Source organism: Bradyrhizobium sp. 25ACV (assembly GCF_054863005.1).
On record NZ_JAVAYO010000172.1, the window covers coordinates 1 to 246 of the forward strand.

General features: G+C 69.5%; 1 protein-coding gene. It reads left to right on the plus strand.

Annotated features, from left to right (window positions below; all coding sequences use genetic code 11):
* Positions 1-246, plus strand: a 246-nt coding sequence (locus tag RAD04_RS39035) for an alanine--tRNA ligase-related protein (protein ID WP_461628016.1), incomplete at both ends; no start/stop codon positions are given.

Consider the following 246-nt stretch of genomic DNA (forward strand, 5'->3'; position numbering starts at 1 on the left):
GGGGTCGAATTTCTGGGCCATGGGCGATACCGGGCCCTGCGGGCCGTGCAGCGAGATCTTCTACGACCACGGCCCCGGAATTCCCGGCGGTCCGCCCGGCTCCCCGGAGGAGGAGGGGGACCGGTTCGTCGAGATCTGGAACCTGGTGTTCATGCAGTACGAGCGCGCCACCGACGGCCAGCTCACGCCGCTGCCGAAGCCCTCGGTGGATACCGGCATGGGCCTCGAGCGCATCGCGGCGGTCAT